A 15,674-nucleotide genomic window follows, 5' to 3' on the forward strand; every position below is an offset into this window, starting at 1 on the left:
ACCCCCGGCCCGGCGGTGCACCACTCGAACCGCCGGCCCCGAGTCCGCCGCGCTCTTCATGACGCGTCGTTCCAGGCCGCGTCCAGGTCCCCCCGGTCCGGACGCTGCCTGTCACGCCGCCGTCACGCCTGACATCAGAAGGTGATCGTCAGGTCATGCAAGATCGCCGAACACCCCGTCCGCGTTCCCGCTTCGTCGCCCGACGTGTCGCCCACGCAGGTGAGGTTCTGCACGACGCGCGTGTTGCCGGTGAGCTGCGGGAAGTACCAGGCGTCGAGCGAGTGTCCGGTGTCCGTGTACTCGAAGTGGAACTCGGGTCCATTCTCGGAATATTTGGCGAAGGGCCACGGCGACGGCGTGATGCTCACGATGGGGCTCGCGGTGGTGGCGATGTGGTAGAACTGGTCCCCGTGCACCTTGGTGGTTCCACCCACCTCGTGGCCCCAGATGCGCATGGCAATCCACAATTCGTTGCCATTGCGGACGTCCATCTCGAAGTCGATGTCCATCTTCGGTCCGTTGCCGGCGAAGTCCGCGTCTCCTCCAGTCTTCGGCGGGACGTAGAAGGCCAGTGGGAAGTCATTGATGGTGATGGTGGACAGGCCTTGTTCGGTCGTGCCCACCGCCTCCGCGGACGGCTGCGACGGGTCGAGGGCTTCGGGACCGCACGCCCCGAGCAACAGGACGGCCGCCGGGACGACGTAGGACGCGAATCGACGCAGCATGGTGACTCCAGACAGCGAATGGGAAATGGCAGACGGCCGGTCCGTTCTTGCCTCGGCGTGGCCGCCGCCCCGGTGGGCAGGAGCGCCTTGAGCAATACCGGCATGGGCGGACAGGGGACATCGCCGTGCCGCCAGTGGCTCCAAACGTGTGACGAAGCGGCCCATGGCATCCGTGAGCTGTCTTTCAAAAGCGATTCGTAGCGCATCGGGAGAGGTGAGGGACATGGTTGTTCGAGAGGGATTGTTGGAGTCAACGCCCATTCGCGTGATGGTGGTGGACGGGGAGCCGGAGGCCCGGCGGCTCGTGGGCTCGGTGCTGGAAGACGATGCCGAGGTGGTCGTCGCGGGTGTCCACGACGGCGGGCGCAGTGCCGTGGAGGCCCTGCGGCGCGAGCCCGTGGACATCCTCTTCCTGGATGTGGCGCTGGAGGGCCTGGACGGCTTCCAGTTGCTCCAGGAGGCGGGGAGTTCGTGCGCGGGCGCCGTCGTCTTCATGACCGCGAGGGAGGACCACGCCCTGCGCGCCTTCGAGGCCCGCGCGCTCGACTATGTCCTCAAGCCCCTGTTCCTGGAGCGTTTCGTCCAGGTGCTGGCCCGGGCGAAGGAGCATGTCCGCCGGGCGCGCATCCAGCACCTGGTGCGGCAGCTCGCGGGCCTCGTGGAGTCCCTGTCCGGACCGCCCCGGCCTCCGCGCTACCTGGAGCGGCTGGTCGTCCGGGAGGTGGGGCGGGTGACGCTGCTCTGCGTGGAAGACGTGGACTGGATGGCGGCGGAGGACAACTACGTCCAGGTGCACATCGGGGCCCGGAGCCACCTGGTGCGCCAGCCCCTGCGCGACCTGGAGGCGCGGTTGGATCCGGAGCGGTTCGTCCGCATCCACCGCTCCACCCTCATCAACCTCCAGCGGGTCCAGGAACTGCGCCCGCTGCTCCACGGCGAGTATCAGGTCATCCTGCGGGACCGGACCACGCTGAAGCTCAGCCGGGGCTACCGCGAGCGCCTGGGCACGCTGCTGGCCCAGGGCTGACGCGTGGCGCCCCGGGCCGTCGCTATCCCGCCTTGCCGGACGGGCGGAGGGCGCCTCCCGAGGCGGCGGCCTGGAGGCGGCATCGCGCCTCGGCGGCCCGCGCCCGCGCGGCGTTCTCCTTCTGGCCCGTGGCCACCATGAGGGCCGCGGCCCGGGCGTAGTGCTCCGCCGCTTCCTCCGGAGGCAGCACCTGTTCGTCGGAGTGCGCCGACGCCAGCAGGTGCGGCAGCGCCTTCTCCACGCGACCCGCCTCCAGCCAGTGATGCGCCAGGAGGATGGCGGGGGCTTTGTCCTCTTCCAGCGCCGTGGCGAGCCGGCCGTGCAGCACCCGGGTCTCTCCCGGCTCCATCCCGGCCCGCACGGCCTCCATCACCAGGTCGTGGCTGAAGCGCTCTCCCATCAGGACCTGGGCCGACTCCAGCTCCGCGAGCGCTTCATGCGCGGCAGCCGCGGTCACCTGGAGCACCCGGGGCGCGAGCGACGTGCGGAAGAAGGCGCCCGCCAGCGCCGCGAGCCGGGCGCATTGGAGCGCCAGCGTGGACAGCCGCTCCAGTCGCAGCTGGATGAGGGGCCCCACCCGCCCCGGTGGGGGCAGCCGCTGAGGCCAGTCGCGGTGCAGCGAGTCCGTCTCCAGCAGGTGCTTCAGGGTCTCCACCACGTAGAGGGGATTGCCGCCCGTGTAGCGCGTCAGGTCCTCCGCGTGCGCCTCCGCGCCGGGCAGGCCCATGGCCGCCACCATGCGCTTCACCTCCTCGCCCGTCAGCGGGCCCAGATCCACGATGCGCGCCAGCCCCGCGTCGACGAGCTGGGCGATTTGCGTCCTCGCGGAGTCCGGCAGCTCGCCCCGGCGGTAGCAGTCGATGAAGCGGATGGGCCGGGCGCCCCTGGAGGCGGCCTCGAACATCCGGGGGAGCGCGAAGATGAAGGCCCTGGAGCTGGCCATGTCCCAGTACTGCACGTCGTCCGCGACGCTGATGTCCTCGGGCTCATGGAGCATCTGGAGGGCCACCGCGCCGGCGTCGTAGAAGCGCAGCATCCCGGTCTCGGAGTCCAACGGCGGCAGCAGCCGCGTCTCCCCCAGTTCGGGGAGGATGCGCGACAGCTCCGTGCGCACCCAATCCGGCAGCTTCACGTCCGGCCAGCGCGCCAGCTGCGTGCGGAAGGCGCGGGCCTGGGAGGCGAAGGGCACGTCCCGGTCACCCACCCGCGCTTCGATGCGCCCCCAGCGCCCCTTCGTGGACGCGAACTCCTCCGCGAGCCGCGTCTTGCCGCTGCCGGGTTCGCCGGAGATGAACAGCATCTGCCCCGCCTCCCAGCCGGCCTCCAACTGTCGCCACGCGGCATCCCGGCCCGCCAGCACCGGAGGGCGCAGCACGGACAGGGGCAGCGCCGCGCGCGGGGCCGGGGTGGGGGAGGGGCGCTGCGTGCCCTTCTCCACCTCTCGCACCAGCGCGAGCGTCTCCGGCATGGGCGTGACGTCCAGCTCGCGGGAGAGGACGCTCCGCAGTTGTTCGAAGGCGGCGAGCGCGGCGCCCCGGTCCCCCTGGAGGTAGTGCAGGCGGATGAGGTGGCGTCCTGCCTGTTCTGACTCGGGCTCCTGCCGCGCCCAGGCCTGCGCGAGCCCCAGGGCGGCGGTCCAGTCTCCTCCGGCGGTGAGGTGCCCGATGCGTGCCTCGCGCGCCTCGCGCACCCAGCCCTCGACACCCGCGCGGGCCCCGTCCAGCCAGCGCGCGAGCTCCGGACCGTCATCGAAGTCGAAGCCCGCGAGCAGCGTGCTGCCTTCGGCCCCGACGGACTCCAGGGCCTGCTCATACGCCTGGGCCTCGGTGGCGGCCTTGAGACACGCGACGTCCACGTTCGCTGGGTCCACCAATGCCAGACGTTCGGTGTCGCCCTCCACCAGGGGCTCGCCACCGCTGGCGAGGCGCAGGCGGCGCAGCAACTGGCGCATGTTGTTGCGCGCCGTGGTGGGCGAGGAGTCCGGCCACAGGAGGGCCGCCAGCGCGAACTTGGGCGAAGGCCCCTGCAATCCCAACCACGCCAGGAGCGCCGCCGCGCGCCGCTCCAGCCGGACCCGCTGTCCTTCGGGGCTCCACAGTTGCGCCAGCCCCAGCACCTGCACCCGCCATTGCGTCCCAGCCACCTGCCGTCTCCCGAGGCTCCGCGCCGACCTGCGCCTGTTGGTGCCCCGGAGTCTACGGGGAGCGCGCCCGGTGATTTCCGCAAACTGCGCTCTCCGCGTTTTTCCAGCGCGGGCGTCTGGCAATGGAGCGACTGGAATCCCCGGGGGGCGGCATCGCGCTGCCGGTGGCTTCTTCCTGGCCGGCCTGTCGTCCGGCGTCTGGAAGTACGTCGAGAGGCGGTGGCTCACCGCGGGAGGCACCGTGGCGCACCGGGTCATGGCGGGGCGTCGTCATGGTCGGGTCATGGGTCGGTCACGTCCTGGCCGGGGTGCGCCGGCCTGGACGAGATGGGCTAGCGTCCCCTGCATGCCATTGCTCCGCGCTTCCACCCTCCTGTTGCTGATGGGGCTCCTCGCCTCGGGCTGCAAGCGGGATTCCGATGCTCCTCCCACTCCCACCGCGCCGAAGTCGGCCCCGGTGCCCCCCATTCCGAGCTCGGCGCCCGCGCCCTTCGCCAAGGCGGGCCTGTCGGCCCCCGTCACCGCCGCGGGACAGCCGGACACGGGCGAGGTGGACCTCGCGGCGCTCCGCGACTCCGTGGCGGATCCGAAGGTGCTCTCCGAACTGGAGTTGCTGGCGCTGTCGGATCCCCACGGCCGCCGACACGAGGACCGCGAGGGTGACGTCATGGCCGAGCCCGCGCGCCCCGCGCCGTCCGGAGTCGATGACGAGGAGACGCCCGGACTGGGCGAAGAGGCGGCCCTGCCCCAGCGACTCCCCGTGGCGGCCCCGTCGCGACGCGAACGGCCCGATGAACTGGCCCTTCGGCGAAACCGGTCCGACCCTTCCCCAGCGCCGCGCGATCCCGAGGCCGACAGCGTGGATGGCCGCGTCGAAGGAGGGGTCGCCGGGGGCGTGGTCGGCGGTGTCGTCGGGGGGCAGCTTGGAAGCCGGCTTGCGTCGAGGGGGCCATCATCGCCCCCTCCGCCTCCTCCTCCCCCCTCGGCGGGCCGCCCGGTGCTGGAGCAGAAGCGTCGGGAGATCATCCAGATCATCAAGGGAGGCAGCGGGGGACAGCCTTCCGCCAGGGCCGAAGCCGAGGACGGATACGGAGCCGGGTTGGAGCGCGCGAAGAAGAAGCCGGCCCCGGAAGCGGATGCCCCCAAGCCGGTGCTCCCTCGCGTGGAGTCCGCGCCCCGCGCCGCCAAGGTGTTGGTGATGAGCGACGACGGTCGCTACCAGCCGCTCAAGGCCCGCTCCATCCGCGTCGTCACGTACATCCAGGGTTCACGGGCGCGGACCGTGGTGGACCACCTCTTCGAGAACGACACCGGCCGCAGCCTGGAGGGCACGTTCTATTACCCGCTGCCCGGAGGCGCGACGGTGGCGGGCTTCGCGCTGTACTCGGGGGCCGTGTCGGTGGACTCGCCCTCGCTCTTCCAGTCGTCGGAGCTGCTGCCGCCGCTGGGCGATGGCTCGACGGACTCCGCGCAGCTCACCGCCTCCGCGCCACCGGCGCCGCAGGGGGCGAAGCGCTCCTGGGGAAACATCCAGGAGGCCCGCGTCGTCGAACAGAAGCGCGCGCGGGAGGTGTACGAGGACGTGGTGCGCCGCAACGTGGACCCCGCGCTGCTCGAATGGTCGGGCGCGTCCACCTTCAGCGCGCGCGTCTTCCCCCTGCCGCCCAGGTCCCTCAAGCGCGTCGTCATCGCGTATGAGCAGACGCTCCTCTTCGACGGAGAGCGCCTGCGTTACACGTGGCCGCTGCCTCCGGGCGCGGGACCGCAGCTTCGCGTCTCCGCGCGCGTCCATGTGGATGCACGACAGGCGCCGGAGATCACGGTGCAGCCGGAGCCGGGCGCGAAGGCCCGCAGGGTCGACGCCTGGCAGGTCTACGACTTCCCGAAGCTGGCGGGAGACGGGGCGCTGTCGGTGGCCCTGAAGCCGCGCCACGAGGACGCGGACGTCCTCGTGGGTGGGGATGTCGCGGGCCTTCCCGGCCACGCCTTCCACGCGCGGGTGCGGCTGCCCGCCCGGCTCACCTCGGGTGACGAGGGGGCTCCCACGGGCCGCGCGGTGCTGGTGGTGGACACCTCGCTGTCCTCCGAGGATGGAAACGCCTGGGCCATCCAGGCGGCCACGCTGCGCGCGCTGCTGGAGAAGGATCCGACGCTGAAGGAGTACGCGGTGCTCCTCTTCGACGTGCGCCCCCGCTGGCTGCACGGTCCGGGCTTCCGCGTGAACGACGCGAAGCAGCGCCAGGAGAGCTTCGCGGAGCTGGAGCGCATCTACCTGGAAGGCGCCTCGCACGTGGACGGCGCGTTGGAGGAACTGGACCGGGCCGGAAGCGAGTGGCTCAAGCCCGCGGCGTCCGGTGAGCGCGTGACGGCCTTCCTGCTCTCCGACGGCAACATCACCTGGGGACAGAGCCGCGTGGACGCGCTGCTCTCCCGGCACCCCTGCGTGGAGTCGCTGCGCTGGGTGACGTACCGCTTCGGCGAGGCCGCGGTGAACACGGAGCTCTTCGACGCGCTGGCGCGCTCCAGCGGTGGCCGCGTGGTGAGCGTCCTGTCCGCGTCGGAGGTGGAGGCCGCGGCGAAGGCGCACCGCGCGGCGTCGGTGGTGCTGTCCCGGGTGTCCGTGGTCGGCGCGGACGTGAAGGACCTGGTGGTGGCGGGCAGACCGCGCCTCGTCTTCCCCGGCCAGGAGTTGCAGGTGGCGGGACGGCTGCCGGCCAAGGGGGACGCGGTGCTGGAGGTGGTGACGCAGGCGGGCTCCAGTCCTGAACGCACGCTGCGCATCCCCCTGCCGCGCGACGAGGACAGCACGTTCGCGCCGCGGGCCTGGGCGGAGCTCTTCGTGTCGCGGCTGGTGTCCCTGGACGACGAGCGGCTGGACCGGATGGTGGTGGCGCTCAGCCAGCACTACCGGCTGGCCAATGCCCGCGCGTCCATGCTGGTGCTGGAGTCCGAGGGCGACTACCAGGCCTATGCCGTCCGCGACGAACAGGTGGACCTGACGAACCTGGAGGCGCTGCGGCGCCGGGAAGAGGATCAGCGTCGGGACAAGCTGCTGGGCATCGCGCTGGACGAAGTGCCCGAGAGCGGCCGGGCGGTGGTGGCCGGGCTGGCCGCGCAGAAGGCGGTGCTTATGCCGCTGCTCAAGCGCCAGCCGCTGCGGGACGCGCCCTACGCGGGCGGGGACGCGCGGGTCCAGGCGGAGCTGGCCTACCGCGAGGCCCGCCGGGCGAACCGCGATGACGTGATGATCTACGAGGCGGTGGCCCGCAAGCGCGCCTTCGCCGGGGACACGTGGGGCGCGGTGCGGGCGCTGTCGTCGCCGGTGGAGCTGCGCTCGCAGGACGCGGAGGCGCTGCGGCTGGTGGGGTACGGCCTGCTGGCGCTGGGGCAGTACCCGGCGGCGGCGGAGCTCTTCGAACACGTGCGGCTCAGCCGCCCCTTCGAGGCGCAGGCGTTCCTGGAGGAGGCGCTCGCGCTGGACGCGGCGGGGCGCTATTCGGAAGCGGCCCGGAACTACGAAATCGTGCTGGCGCGCTCCTGGAAGCGGCATGGCAGCGAGGTCCGGACGGTGGCGGCCTTCCACTACGCGCGGCTGCTGGCGGGGCTGGAGCGACAGACCCAGCTCAAGGGGGTGGTCGCGGTGATGAAGGCCCGCCGCTCCGAGCTGGCCGAACCGGGTGGGGTGCCTGGGGTTTCCAGCGCGAAACCCATCGACTACCAGCTCACCGCGCACTGGAATTCGGACAGCACGGACATCGACCTGTGGGTCATCGAGCCGGACGGGGAGAAGTGCTTCTACCAGCACAAGGACACGCGGCTGGGAGGCAAGCTGTTCTGGGACATCACGAACGGCCTGGGGCCGGAGCTGTACCACGCACGCAAGGCGGCGCCGGGGCCGTACCACGTGGTGGTGCACTACTACGGCAACAACTCGGCGCGGTACGTGGTGCCCACGGCCCTGCTGCTCGTGAGCGACCGGGGCGTCTTCACGCCCGACGACCTGGCCCAGCGGCGCTTCCAGGTGCGCATCCTGCCCAACAAGGACGCGCGGCTGCTGTTGCGGCGCGAGGAGCTGGTGGCGGTGAAGGGCGGCGTGTCGGCGCAGTCCGCTCCCTGAGGACGGCTGCTGGTGGACGGTCTCCGCCGGGCCCGTGAGGGCCCGGCGGTGCCATTTCCGGGACTCCGCCAGGTCGAAGCGCGGCGTCGCGACAGGCTCACCCGCTCACGGGGCCGCGGACGTGTTCACCAGCACGTCGTGGAAGTACGCGTTCGCATACCCCCGGGGCAGCGGGGTACCGCTCGCGCAGGTGGGCAGGGCGTGCGTCACCACCAGGGCCTTGTCCGCGGCGCCGGGCGCGTGGGTGTCGCTCACGGTGTAGGGCCCGTAGACCTCAGGCTGCGCGTCCCGCTGGAACACGAAGCGGTCGTTGTCCGCGTCCCACTGCACCCGCAGGGAGGCCTGTTCCCCCTGATGGACGAGCCCCAGGTCGGTCGCGAAGAGCTGCGTCCGCCCGGTGCACGTCGTGTCCCGGCACTGTTCGATGACGGCCTCCACCCGCAGCTCGTTGGAGCCGCGTGGATCCGTGGACCTGGAGACGACGCGGATGGACGCCGTCACGTCGTCGTATGCGCTCCCCCGGCTCGGGAGGCCGGCGTTGAAGAAGCGGCCGGTGAGCTCGGTGGTGCTCCGGGCCGGTGGGCTCCGGGGATCCACGCACCCCGTGCTCCGGGCGTTGTTCACGCGCACCTTCGCCGCGATGGCCGTCACCTGTTCGGGGTGGGTGAAGCGCAGGCCGAAGCGGCCCGTCCCCGTGTCCGCCCGGCTCATCAGGCGCAGGCGGGTGAAGGCCAGCTCCCGGACGGAGTCCACCCGGCTTCCGGTCTGCACGTCCACCCACCGCGCCGGGTCGATGCCGCGAATCTTCGTCGCGCGCGGGGGATTGGGCTCCATCGGGTTGAAGTTGTCGTAGGGCACCAGGGCTTCGACCGCGTGGGCCGTGCCCCCAAGGAGCAGCGCGACCACCGCGCACTTCAGAGGGAGGGTCTTCATGGCGCGTCCAGCTCCTTCACTTGGATGTAGTGCCGCACGCGGGCGTTGTTGCCCGTGTCGGTGTCCTCGCCTTCGGTTTCCAGCGTCATGCCGTTCTCGTAGCCGTTCATGAAGCTGCCCAGGATTTCGATGTTGGAGAGCCAGTCACTGGCGGTCGTCTCGCCCTTCACCCGGCGGACCGTCGCGTTGCTGCCGAAGAAGGTGAAGTGGCCGTCCTTCTGGTCCACCGTCGTTCCGGAGCCTCCTTCGGGGATGGAGTCGTAGTGGTCGTTCGGACCGACGTCCCACTCCCAGAGGGCCGACGTCATGTTCGCCGTTCCCATGAAGCCGGCCGCGAGGTCCGGGAACGCGAAGGGGCTGCCGGGCCCGGTGCGCACGGACCAGTTCGGATAGATGGTCTGGTCCTCCATGACGTTCATGAAGGAGTTGATGAGCGTGGTGCCATTGACGCTCATCAGCACGCGCGGCGTGTACCAGTCCGCGCAGCAGCCGCTCGCGGTCTCCAGGTCGGTCACCTGCTTCACGGAGTACTCGAGGCGGTGTTCCCGGGCGGGATTGTACTTCACGACATCCTTCACCCGCGTCAGTGCCACGCTGACGTCCACCATGGCGTGGTCCGAAAGGCATTGCTGACGCACTTCCAGTGGGAACCCCGTGAGGATGCTGGAGTCGGGGTCGAAGTGCGGGAGGACGCTCGCCGTGGGCTCCTTGAGCAGCGCGAACGTGGGGAAGTCCGTCGTGTTCTCGGCGGGGGGGAACACCAGGACGTAGTCGAGCCGGTCCTTGGCGCCCAGCTCGTTCACCACGTTGTCGGAGCACACGCTGCTCAGCCAGGTTCCGGTCGCCAACGGGTCCGCGCCGGAGGACGTGCGCGCCAGGTCCCGCGCCTCGGAGAACAGGGTGTTGGCCTTCTCGAATTCGGAGCGCCCGGTGATGTCGAGGAAGTTCGGGCCCACCATGTTCTTGTAGGGCGTGAAGAGGTTGTCGTCCTGGGTGGCCTTGGGCCCCAGGGTGTTCAGGTCCCCGAGCAGGAAGGCTGGCCGGTCCATGCCGCTGGGCCAGGTGCCGTGGGGGAAGACGTCGTCGTCCCCGAGCACATAGGGGAAGCTGTTGGCATTCAGGGGGCCGCCCTTTCGCACCTGCTGGACGTAGGCCTTGATGTCGAAGAGCTGGTCCTCGCGGGCATCGGTGTCCGGCCCGGGCGAGTTCTCCCCCGCGTTGACGTGCGTGCAGAACACGTCGACGAACTCGGCGTAGTCCGTCCCCGTGGAGACCCTGGGGGCGCCGGTGTCGTCGTGGGTGATGACGGGGACGGTGGCGGCGGGGGTCGCGATGCGCGCCCAGAGCACGCCCTTGTCCTGGAGGCAGTCGGAGCCGGTGCACATGTCCGATGGAAAGTGATGCACGCCGCCCTCCAGGATCTGCTGTGAGGACAGCAGCACGAGCCCGGTGCTTTCGGTGGCGGGCTGGAGGATGTCGTCGTTCAGCTCGGTGATGGCCTGCATGGGCGGCAGGGCTTCGGCGGCGCGCAGCGCGTTGACCTTCTCGATGAGCTCGCCGCGCTCATGCGACATCCAGATTTCAGAGATGCAGGCGACCTCCTTCTTGAAGATCTGCTGGGCGACGGTGTCGATTTCTCCCGAGCCGCCGTCATCGACCCAGAAGGTCACATCCGGCATCTGGCCCACGTTCCACATCGTGAAGCTGAGCGGAATCGGGGTGGGGTCCTTGAACTCGAGCGTCTCCCAGGACATGGGCAGGGTGTCGGCGGGCGGCTGGTTCGGGATGTTGGGGAACCGACCGCCGCCCACCGTCTGCGTGGCGCCCGCCATCGAGAAGGGCTGGTGGTTGATGGCGAGTCCCAGCTTGCGCACGGCCGCGGAGAGCGGCTCGCTGTCGAGGATGGCGGCCTGGCTGGGGCGCAGCTTGATTTCAAGCTCGATGTGCACGTGGCCCAGGTCCGCGCTGGGCGTCTTCACCACGGCGCTGGTGGCCCAGGCGTCGTTGGGGTCCGAAAGCACGCTCCAGCCCGTGCCATTGCCCTTGGCATGGGAGAGGGTGGTGAGTCCCTGCGGGCCGGTGGAGTAGCGCAGCTGGATGCGCCGGTCCTCTTCACGGGGCGAGTTCGCGCCAGCGACCTGCTGGAGGGTGTCGCCCCGCTTCGCATCCAGCCAGACGTTGATGAGGCCGGACGGATTCAGGACGTTTCCGTTGGCGTTCTTGGGCCGGGGGATGCGCAGGCCGATGAACAGGGATTGCGAGTGGCAGGGATTCGTCTGGATGGACGGAATCCCCGACGCCTGGGGACCGATGTTGCACTCGTCCCAGGTGTAGGCGGCGTTGTCCCCGACGTACAGGAACAGGTCCCCGTTGGGGCCTCCATTCGCGTAGTCCTGCAGCGGGAACTTCTTGCCGTCGGCGTACTCCAGCGGCGGAACCCAGCCATCCACCGTGGGCTGGGTGCACGGTGCGCCGGGGCTGCATTGGACCAGGGCATTCTGGGGAGGCAGCTTCGTGACGTGGGGCGCCGCGAAGGCTCCCACGGGAACGAGGCTGGCGAGGGCGAGCAGGATGGGACCGCGTTGCATGAAACCTCCAGGGACTCCCTCCCACGGTCATGCAGTGGGGCGGATTCGTCTGGGGTCCAGTGCACCGTGCATGCCGGTCGCTTCCGCCCGGGGAGGACGGTGGACTTCACGGCAAGGCTTGCCATGCGGCGGGCCCTGGCCGGCAAGGGTTGCCGGCCAGGTGCTGCTTACGCGGGAGGACCGCGGGTCACCAGGGGGCGATGCCCTGCTTCTCGTGCGGCGTCTGCGTGTACGTGGACTTGAACACGGAGCCCGCCGCGTTGAGCCCGGAGCCGAAGGCCTCCACGAGGGCCTGCTTCACGTGGCCCTGCTTCGCGCTCTGGAAGGCGTCGCGACCGAAGTTCAGGGACTCGCGCTGGTGCGCGTTGATCTCGCTGCGCTCGCCCCGCTCCACCTTGACGACGTTGTCCAGGACGCTGTTGCGGGAGCGGTCGGAGATGCCGATGCCGTTCTTGTCGAGGATCTGGTTCACGCCGCTGACCTGCTGCGCGTAGTCGCTCTTCTTGCCCTGCGTCGTCTGGTCGATCTGCTTGCGCGAGGGATTCAGGAACGTGTGGTTGCTCTTGACCTTGAACATGGTTTTTCTCGCTCGGGGCGGCGGCCGCCCCCGGTAGGTGGTTCTTGAAGTAATTGTCGGAGCATGTGGGCTGAAGTTTCCTCGGACTTTCATTTCCCCACAAGAGTGGCCGCGCCGCCCGAGCCTGGACTTCCTAGGTCCGGCGTTCGGCGAGGGCGGCGAGCTGCTCCGTGACGGTGCCCCACCCATCGAAGAAGCCCAGCTCCTGATGCCGGTCCTTGTCGGCCGGGTTCCTGTGCATCGCGTGGACGGCGTAGTCGGTGCCCAGCGGGTGGTCCTTCAGCGTGATGAGCGCGGTCATGGACACGAAGGGTTGTTCGGCGGGTCTCCAGCCCTCCACCAGGGCGTTGGTGAAGACGAGCCGCTCAAGGTCGTCGACCGCGAGGAAGCACCCCGTCATGTGCGGCAGGAAGTCACCGCCGTCCTCGCTGAAATGGGTCACCAATGCGCCGCCGGCACGCAGGTCCATCTTCAAGACCTTGCAGCGGGCGGGGGCTGGCACCCACCACTGCTCGAAGCTCGCGGGGGTCGTCCAGGCCTTCCAGACGACCGACCGGGGCGCCTTGATGATCCGTGAAATCGTCAGGTCGAGTTCTGGATGGAGCGAAGGGCTCATTCGGGGTCTTCCTTGTCGTGGCCAGCGGTGACGAACTGTTCGAGCCTGTCGGTGCGGCCTTCCCAGATGACGCGTTGGGTGGACAGCCACGTTTCGACCGCGGCGAACGGCTTCTTTTCCAGCGCACAGGTCCGGACGCGGCCTTCCTTGTGCGTGCGGATCAATCCACTGCCCTCGAGCAGATGGATGTGTTTCATGAAGGAGGGCAATGCCATGTCAAAGGGCTCCGCCAGGTCGCTGATGCTCGCCGGGCCCCGGCCCAGCCGCGCCAGGACGGCGCGGCGGGTGGGGTCGGCGAGCGCCTGGAAGATGCCGTTCAGCTGCTCTTGATACTGTTCCTTTTGGCTAAGTATCATGGCGGGATACTTAGCACAAGGGCTAACCAATCGTCATGGACCCGGCGTGGGCTGGAGGAAGAGCAGGTAGTGGGCCGGGAGGTCGTTGAGCTCCGAGACGACGGAGTAGCCAGCCGCCTGGGCGGCGGCGACGAGCGGGGGACGCATGGCCCGGAGGTGCGTCACCGCGATGCGACCGTTCGGGGTGAGGGCGGGCCTCAGGCTTTCGAGGTAGGCCGCACGGTCCGGCAGGAAGTGGTCCACTTCGGCGAGCAGGATCAGGTCGTAGGTTCCCGGCTCGAGGCCCGGCGAGTCCGGCGCCACCTTGCGCACCTCGACGTTCTTGCGTGCGGAGACACGTTGACGAAGCCGCTTGAGGACCTCGTCATTGATGTCGGTCGCGACCACCCGTCCCGTCGGGCCGACGGCATCCGACAGCCGCAGCGTGAAGTAGCCCAGGCCTGCTCCGACATCCGCGATCCGTTGTCCTGGGGAAAGCCCCAGCGCGGCGACGAACCTGGCGGGCTGACGGGATTGGTCATACGCGGGATCGAGGCCTTCGACGCCCCCGACACCGTGCAGCTCGGCCGGCTCTTCCGGCGCGGGAGGCGGGACCGACGTGAGAGGTACCTCGGGGCGCTCTGCCTGTGGCCCCTCGGATCGGCATGCGCCGGTCGTGGCCGTGACGAGACAGAGGCACCACCGCATCAGGTGACGGGACGCTGCCTGCGTACGAAGGAAAGTCATTTCGACCTCGGGGGCCATCAGGGGATGCGAGGGCGCATCCCACCAGGGAATCGCCTCCGGGTCGACCTCACCTCGGAATGAGCGTGCGCGGGTTCAGCCCGCCACGCGGTGAGAGGCAATGCGCCTTCCGCATCGCCTCTCACCGGCGTCTTCAGCTCAGGCCTTGAAGGTCATCAGGGGACGCAGCCTCGCCACCTCCCGCACGATGTCCGCCGCCACCTGCGAGCCCACCACCGAACCGATGGGCTTGTAGGCCGCGGGTGCCTCCTCGATGCGGCGTTCGGCCCGCATCGCGATGCAGTCCACCCCGGTGAGGCCCAGCGCCTCCTCGCGGTGCTCCGCGCCGCCCCGCGACATGGAGAAGCGCGAGCGCGCCCGTCCCGCCCCATGCGAGGCCGAAGACAGCGCCTGCGCGTTGCCCAGTCCCCGCATCAGGTAGGACTCGGCCCCCATTGAGCCGGGGATGATGACCGGCTGTTCGGCCTCCGCCGGGCACGCCCCCTTGCGCGCCAGCCATCCACCCTCCCAGGGCAGGGTGATGTTGTGCGGCACGTCGTAGACGAGCGGTGCCTCCACGTCCCCGAACAGCTCGCGCAGCGTGTGCCGCACCAGCTCCGCGAGGAGCAGCCGGTTGAGGAAGGCGTAGTTGGCCGCCGTCGCCTCGGCCTTCAGGTACTCGCGCACCTTCTCCGGATCCACGAGCGGGAAGATTCCGCTCTCCGGGAAGGGGGCGCCCGCGGGCCACGCGGCCCGGACCCGCTCCTGCCACGTGCGTCCCACGTGCTTGCCCATGTCGCGTGAGCCGGAGTGCACCATGAACGCGAGCTGCCCCTCGCGCACGCCCCAGGCCCAGGCCCGCGCGCGGTCCACCACCGCCTCCACCCGCTGCACCTCCACGAAGTGGTTGCCGCCGCCAATGGTGGCGAGCCCCGGGTCGCGCACCACGCCCTCCCGCCGCAGCCCGGTGGGCGCCCAGGAAGGGTCTCCTTCCAGCGCGCCCCCCAGGTAGACGCGCGCGGACTCGCGGTCCAACTGGCCCAGGTCTGTCCTCGCCGACATGCCCAGGGGCTTCTCCTGCGTCTCCAGGAGCCAGCCCGGCAGGCCGTCGCGCAGCAGGGCCTCCAGCGCGCGCGAGCCCTGGGCGACATCCCGCGTGCCGAAGAAGTAGTGCCCCTTCATCCGCTCGACGAAGGCGTCGCGGCGGGCGAGGAAGGCGTCCACGGGGATGTCCGCGACATGCAGGCGCATGCCGCAGTTGATGTCCGTACCCACCGCGCCGGGCACCACCATGCCCTCGGTGTGCACCACCGACCCGATGGCCACCCCGGAGTCACCGGGATGGAAGTCGGGCGTGGCGCGCACCTGCTTCACGCGACCGCCGTTCGGATGGTGGAGCGCCGCGAGCGCGGCGAGCTGCTTGAAGGCCTTGCCCTCCACGGGCAGGTCCGGTGGGAGGAGCACCTCGGCGGCGGGCGCATGGGGATCCGCCTGGAGGCGGACGGTGTAGACACGACCGTCGTACGTGACGTCGAGCCCCTCGCGGGCAAGCGCCCGCAGGAGCCGGTTCAATTTCGGCTGCATGACCTTCTCGGAATCTGACCCGGTACGAAAATCCGGGGGACGTGAGCGATGGGATGAGACCTCGGGTCAGCAGCCGCGGTCGGGACGCCGGAGCATCCACGCGCCCTGTGACGCCCTGGCCTGTCCGCACCTGACGGGAGCAGGGGAGGCGCGTGGCCCACGAGGCGCCGCGCTAATGGGCGAGCCCTGCGGCATGCATGACGCCGCGAGCGAATCCAGGAGCGCGTCGGAGGGGGACTGTAGGGTGCTCGGCCCCGGGCAGTGCTGCCCGGCAGCACCCTTCAT

General features: G+C 70.1%; 11 protein-coding genes. 2 read left to right on the plus strand and 9 right to left on the minus strand.

Going from position 1 to position 15,674, the window contains the following annotated elements; translation table 11 throughout:
* Positions 1–134: 134 nt before the first annotated feature.
* Positions 135–725, minus strand: coding sequence for a hypothetical protein (locus OV208_RS26715; RefSeq protein WP_267576729.1), 591 nt, complete (start codon positions 723–725; stop codon positions 135–137).
* A gap of 223 nt (positions 726–948) precedes the next feature.
* Between OV208_RS26715 and OV208_RS26720 the strand changes: the two genes are divergently transcribed.
* Positions 949–1,752: a LytR/AlgR family response regulator transcription factor gene (locus OV208_RS26720; protein ID WP_267576730.1), complete on the plus strand. Its 804-nt coding sequence runs from the start codon at positions 949–951 to the stop codon at positions 1,750–1,752.
* 22 nt (positions 1,753–1,774) lie between these two features.
* On the opposite strand, the gene OV208_RS26725 is transcribed toward OV208_RS26720, so the two are convergent.
* Positions 1,775–3,895: a BTAD domain-containing putative transcriptional regulator gene (locus OV208_RS26725; protein WP_267576731.1), complete on the minus strand. Its 2,121-nt coding sequence runs from the start codon at positions 3,893–3,895 to the stop codon at positions 1,775–1,777.
* Positions 3,896–4,241: 346 nt separating this feature from the next.
* On the opposite strand from OV208_RS26725, the gene OV208_RS26730 reads away from it, so the two are divergent.
* Complete coding sequence (locus tag OV208_RS26730; protein ID WP_267576732.1) at positions 4,242–8,012, plus strand: VIT domain-containing protein; 3,771 nt, start codon at positions 4,242–4,244, stop codon at positions 8,010–8,012.
* A gap of 105 nt (positions 8,013–8,117) precedes the next feature.
* Here OV208_RS26730 and OV208_RS26735 read toward each other — a convergent pair whose 3' ends face one another.
* The 7 genes from OV208_RS26735 to OV208_RS26765 all read right to left on the minus strand — a co-directional run bounded on the left by OV208_RS26735 (position 8,118) and on the right by OV208_RS26765 (position 15,389).
* Complete coding sequence (locus OV208_RS26735) at positions 8,118–8,945, minus strand: hypothetical protein (protein ID WP_267576733.1); 828 nt, start codon at positions 8,943–8,945, stop codon at positions 8,118–8,120.
* Positions 8,942–11,533, minus strand: a complete 2,592-nt coding sequence (locus OV208_RS26740; protein WP_267576734.1) for a hypothetical protein — start codon at positions 11,531–11,533, stop codon at positions 8,942–8,944. Before OV208_RS26740 ends, OV208_RS26735 begins: the two co-directional genes overlap by 4 nt.
* 187 nt (positions 11,534–11,720) lie before the next feature.
* Positions 11,721–12,110 carry a hypothetical protein gene (locus OV208_RS26745; RefSeq protein ID WP_267576735.1) on the minus strand — a complete coding sequence of 130 codons (390 nt, stop codon included), beginning with the start codon at positions 12,108–12,110 and terminating at the stop codon, positions 11,721–11,723.
* Between the two features lie 133 nt (positions 12,111–12,243).
* Positions 12,244–12,726, minus strand: a complete 483-nt coding sequence (locus OV208_RS26750; RefSeq protein WP_267576736.1) for an SRPBCC family protein — start codon at positions 12,724–12,726, stop codon at positions 12,244–12,246.
* Positions 12,723–13,082 carry an ArsR/SmtB family transcription factor gene (locus OV208_RS26755; RefSeq protein WP_267576737.1) on the minus strand — a complete coding sequence of 120 codons (360 nt, stop codon included), beginning with the start codon at positions 13,080–13,082 and terminating at the stop codon, positions 12,723–12,725. Before OV208_RS26755 ends, OV208_RS26750 begins: the two co-directional genes overlap by 4 nt.
* A 33-nt stretch (positions 13,083–13,115) precedes the next feature.
* Positions 13,116–13,826: a class I SAM-dependent methyltransferase gene (locus OV208_RS26760; protein WP_267576738.1), complete on the minus strand. Its 711-nt coding sequence runs from the start codon at positions 13,824–13,826 to the stop codon at positions 13,116–13,118.
* Positions 13,827–13,964: 138 nt separating this feature from the next.
* Complete coding sequence (locus OV208_RS26765) at positions 13,965–15,389, minus strand: RtcB family protein (RefSeq protein WP_267576739.1); 1,425 nt, start codon at positions 15,387–15,389, stop codon at positions 13,965–13,967.
* Between the last annotated feature and the right edge of the window lie 285 nt (positions 15,390–15,674).

Source organism: Corallococcus sp. bb12-1, assembly GCF_026626765.1.
Classification (GTDB): domain Bacteria; phylum Myxococcota; class Myxococcia; order Myxococcales; family Myxococcaceae; genus Corallococcus; species Corallococcus terminator.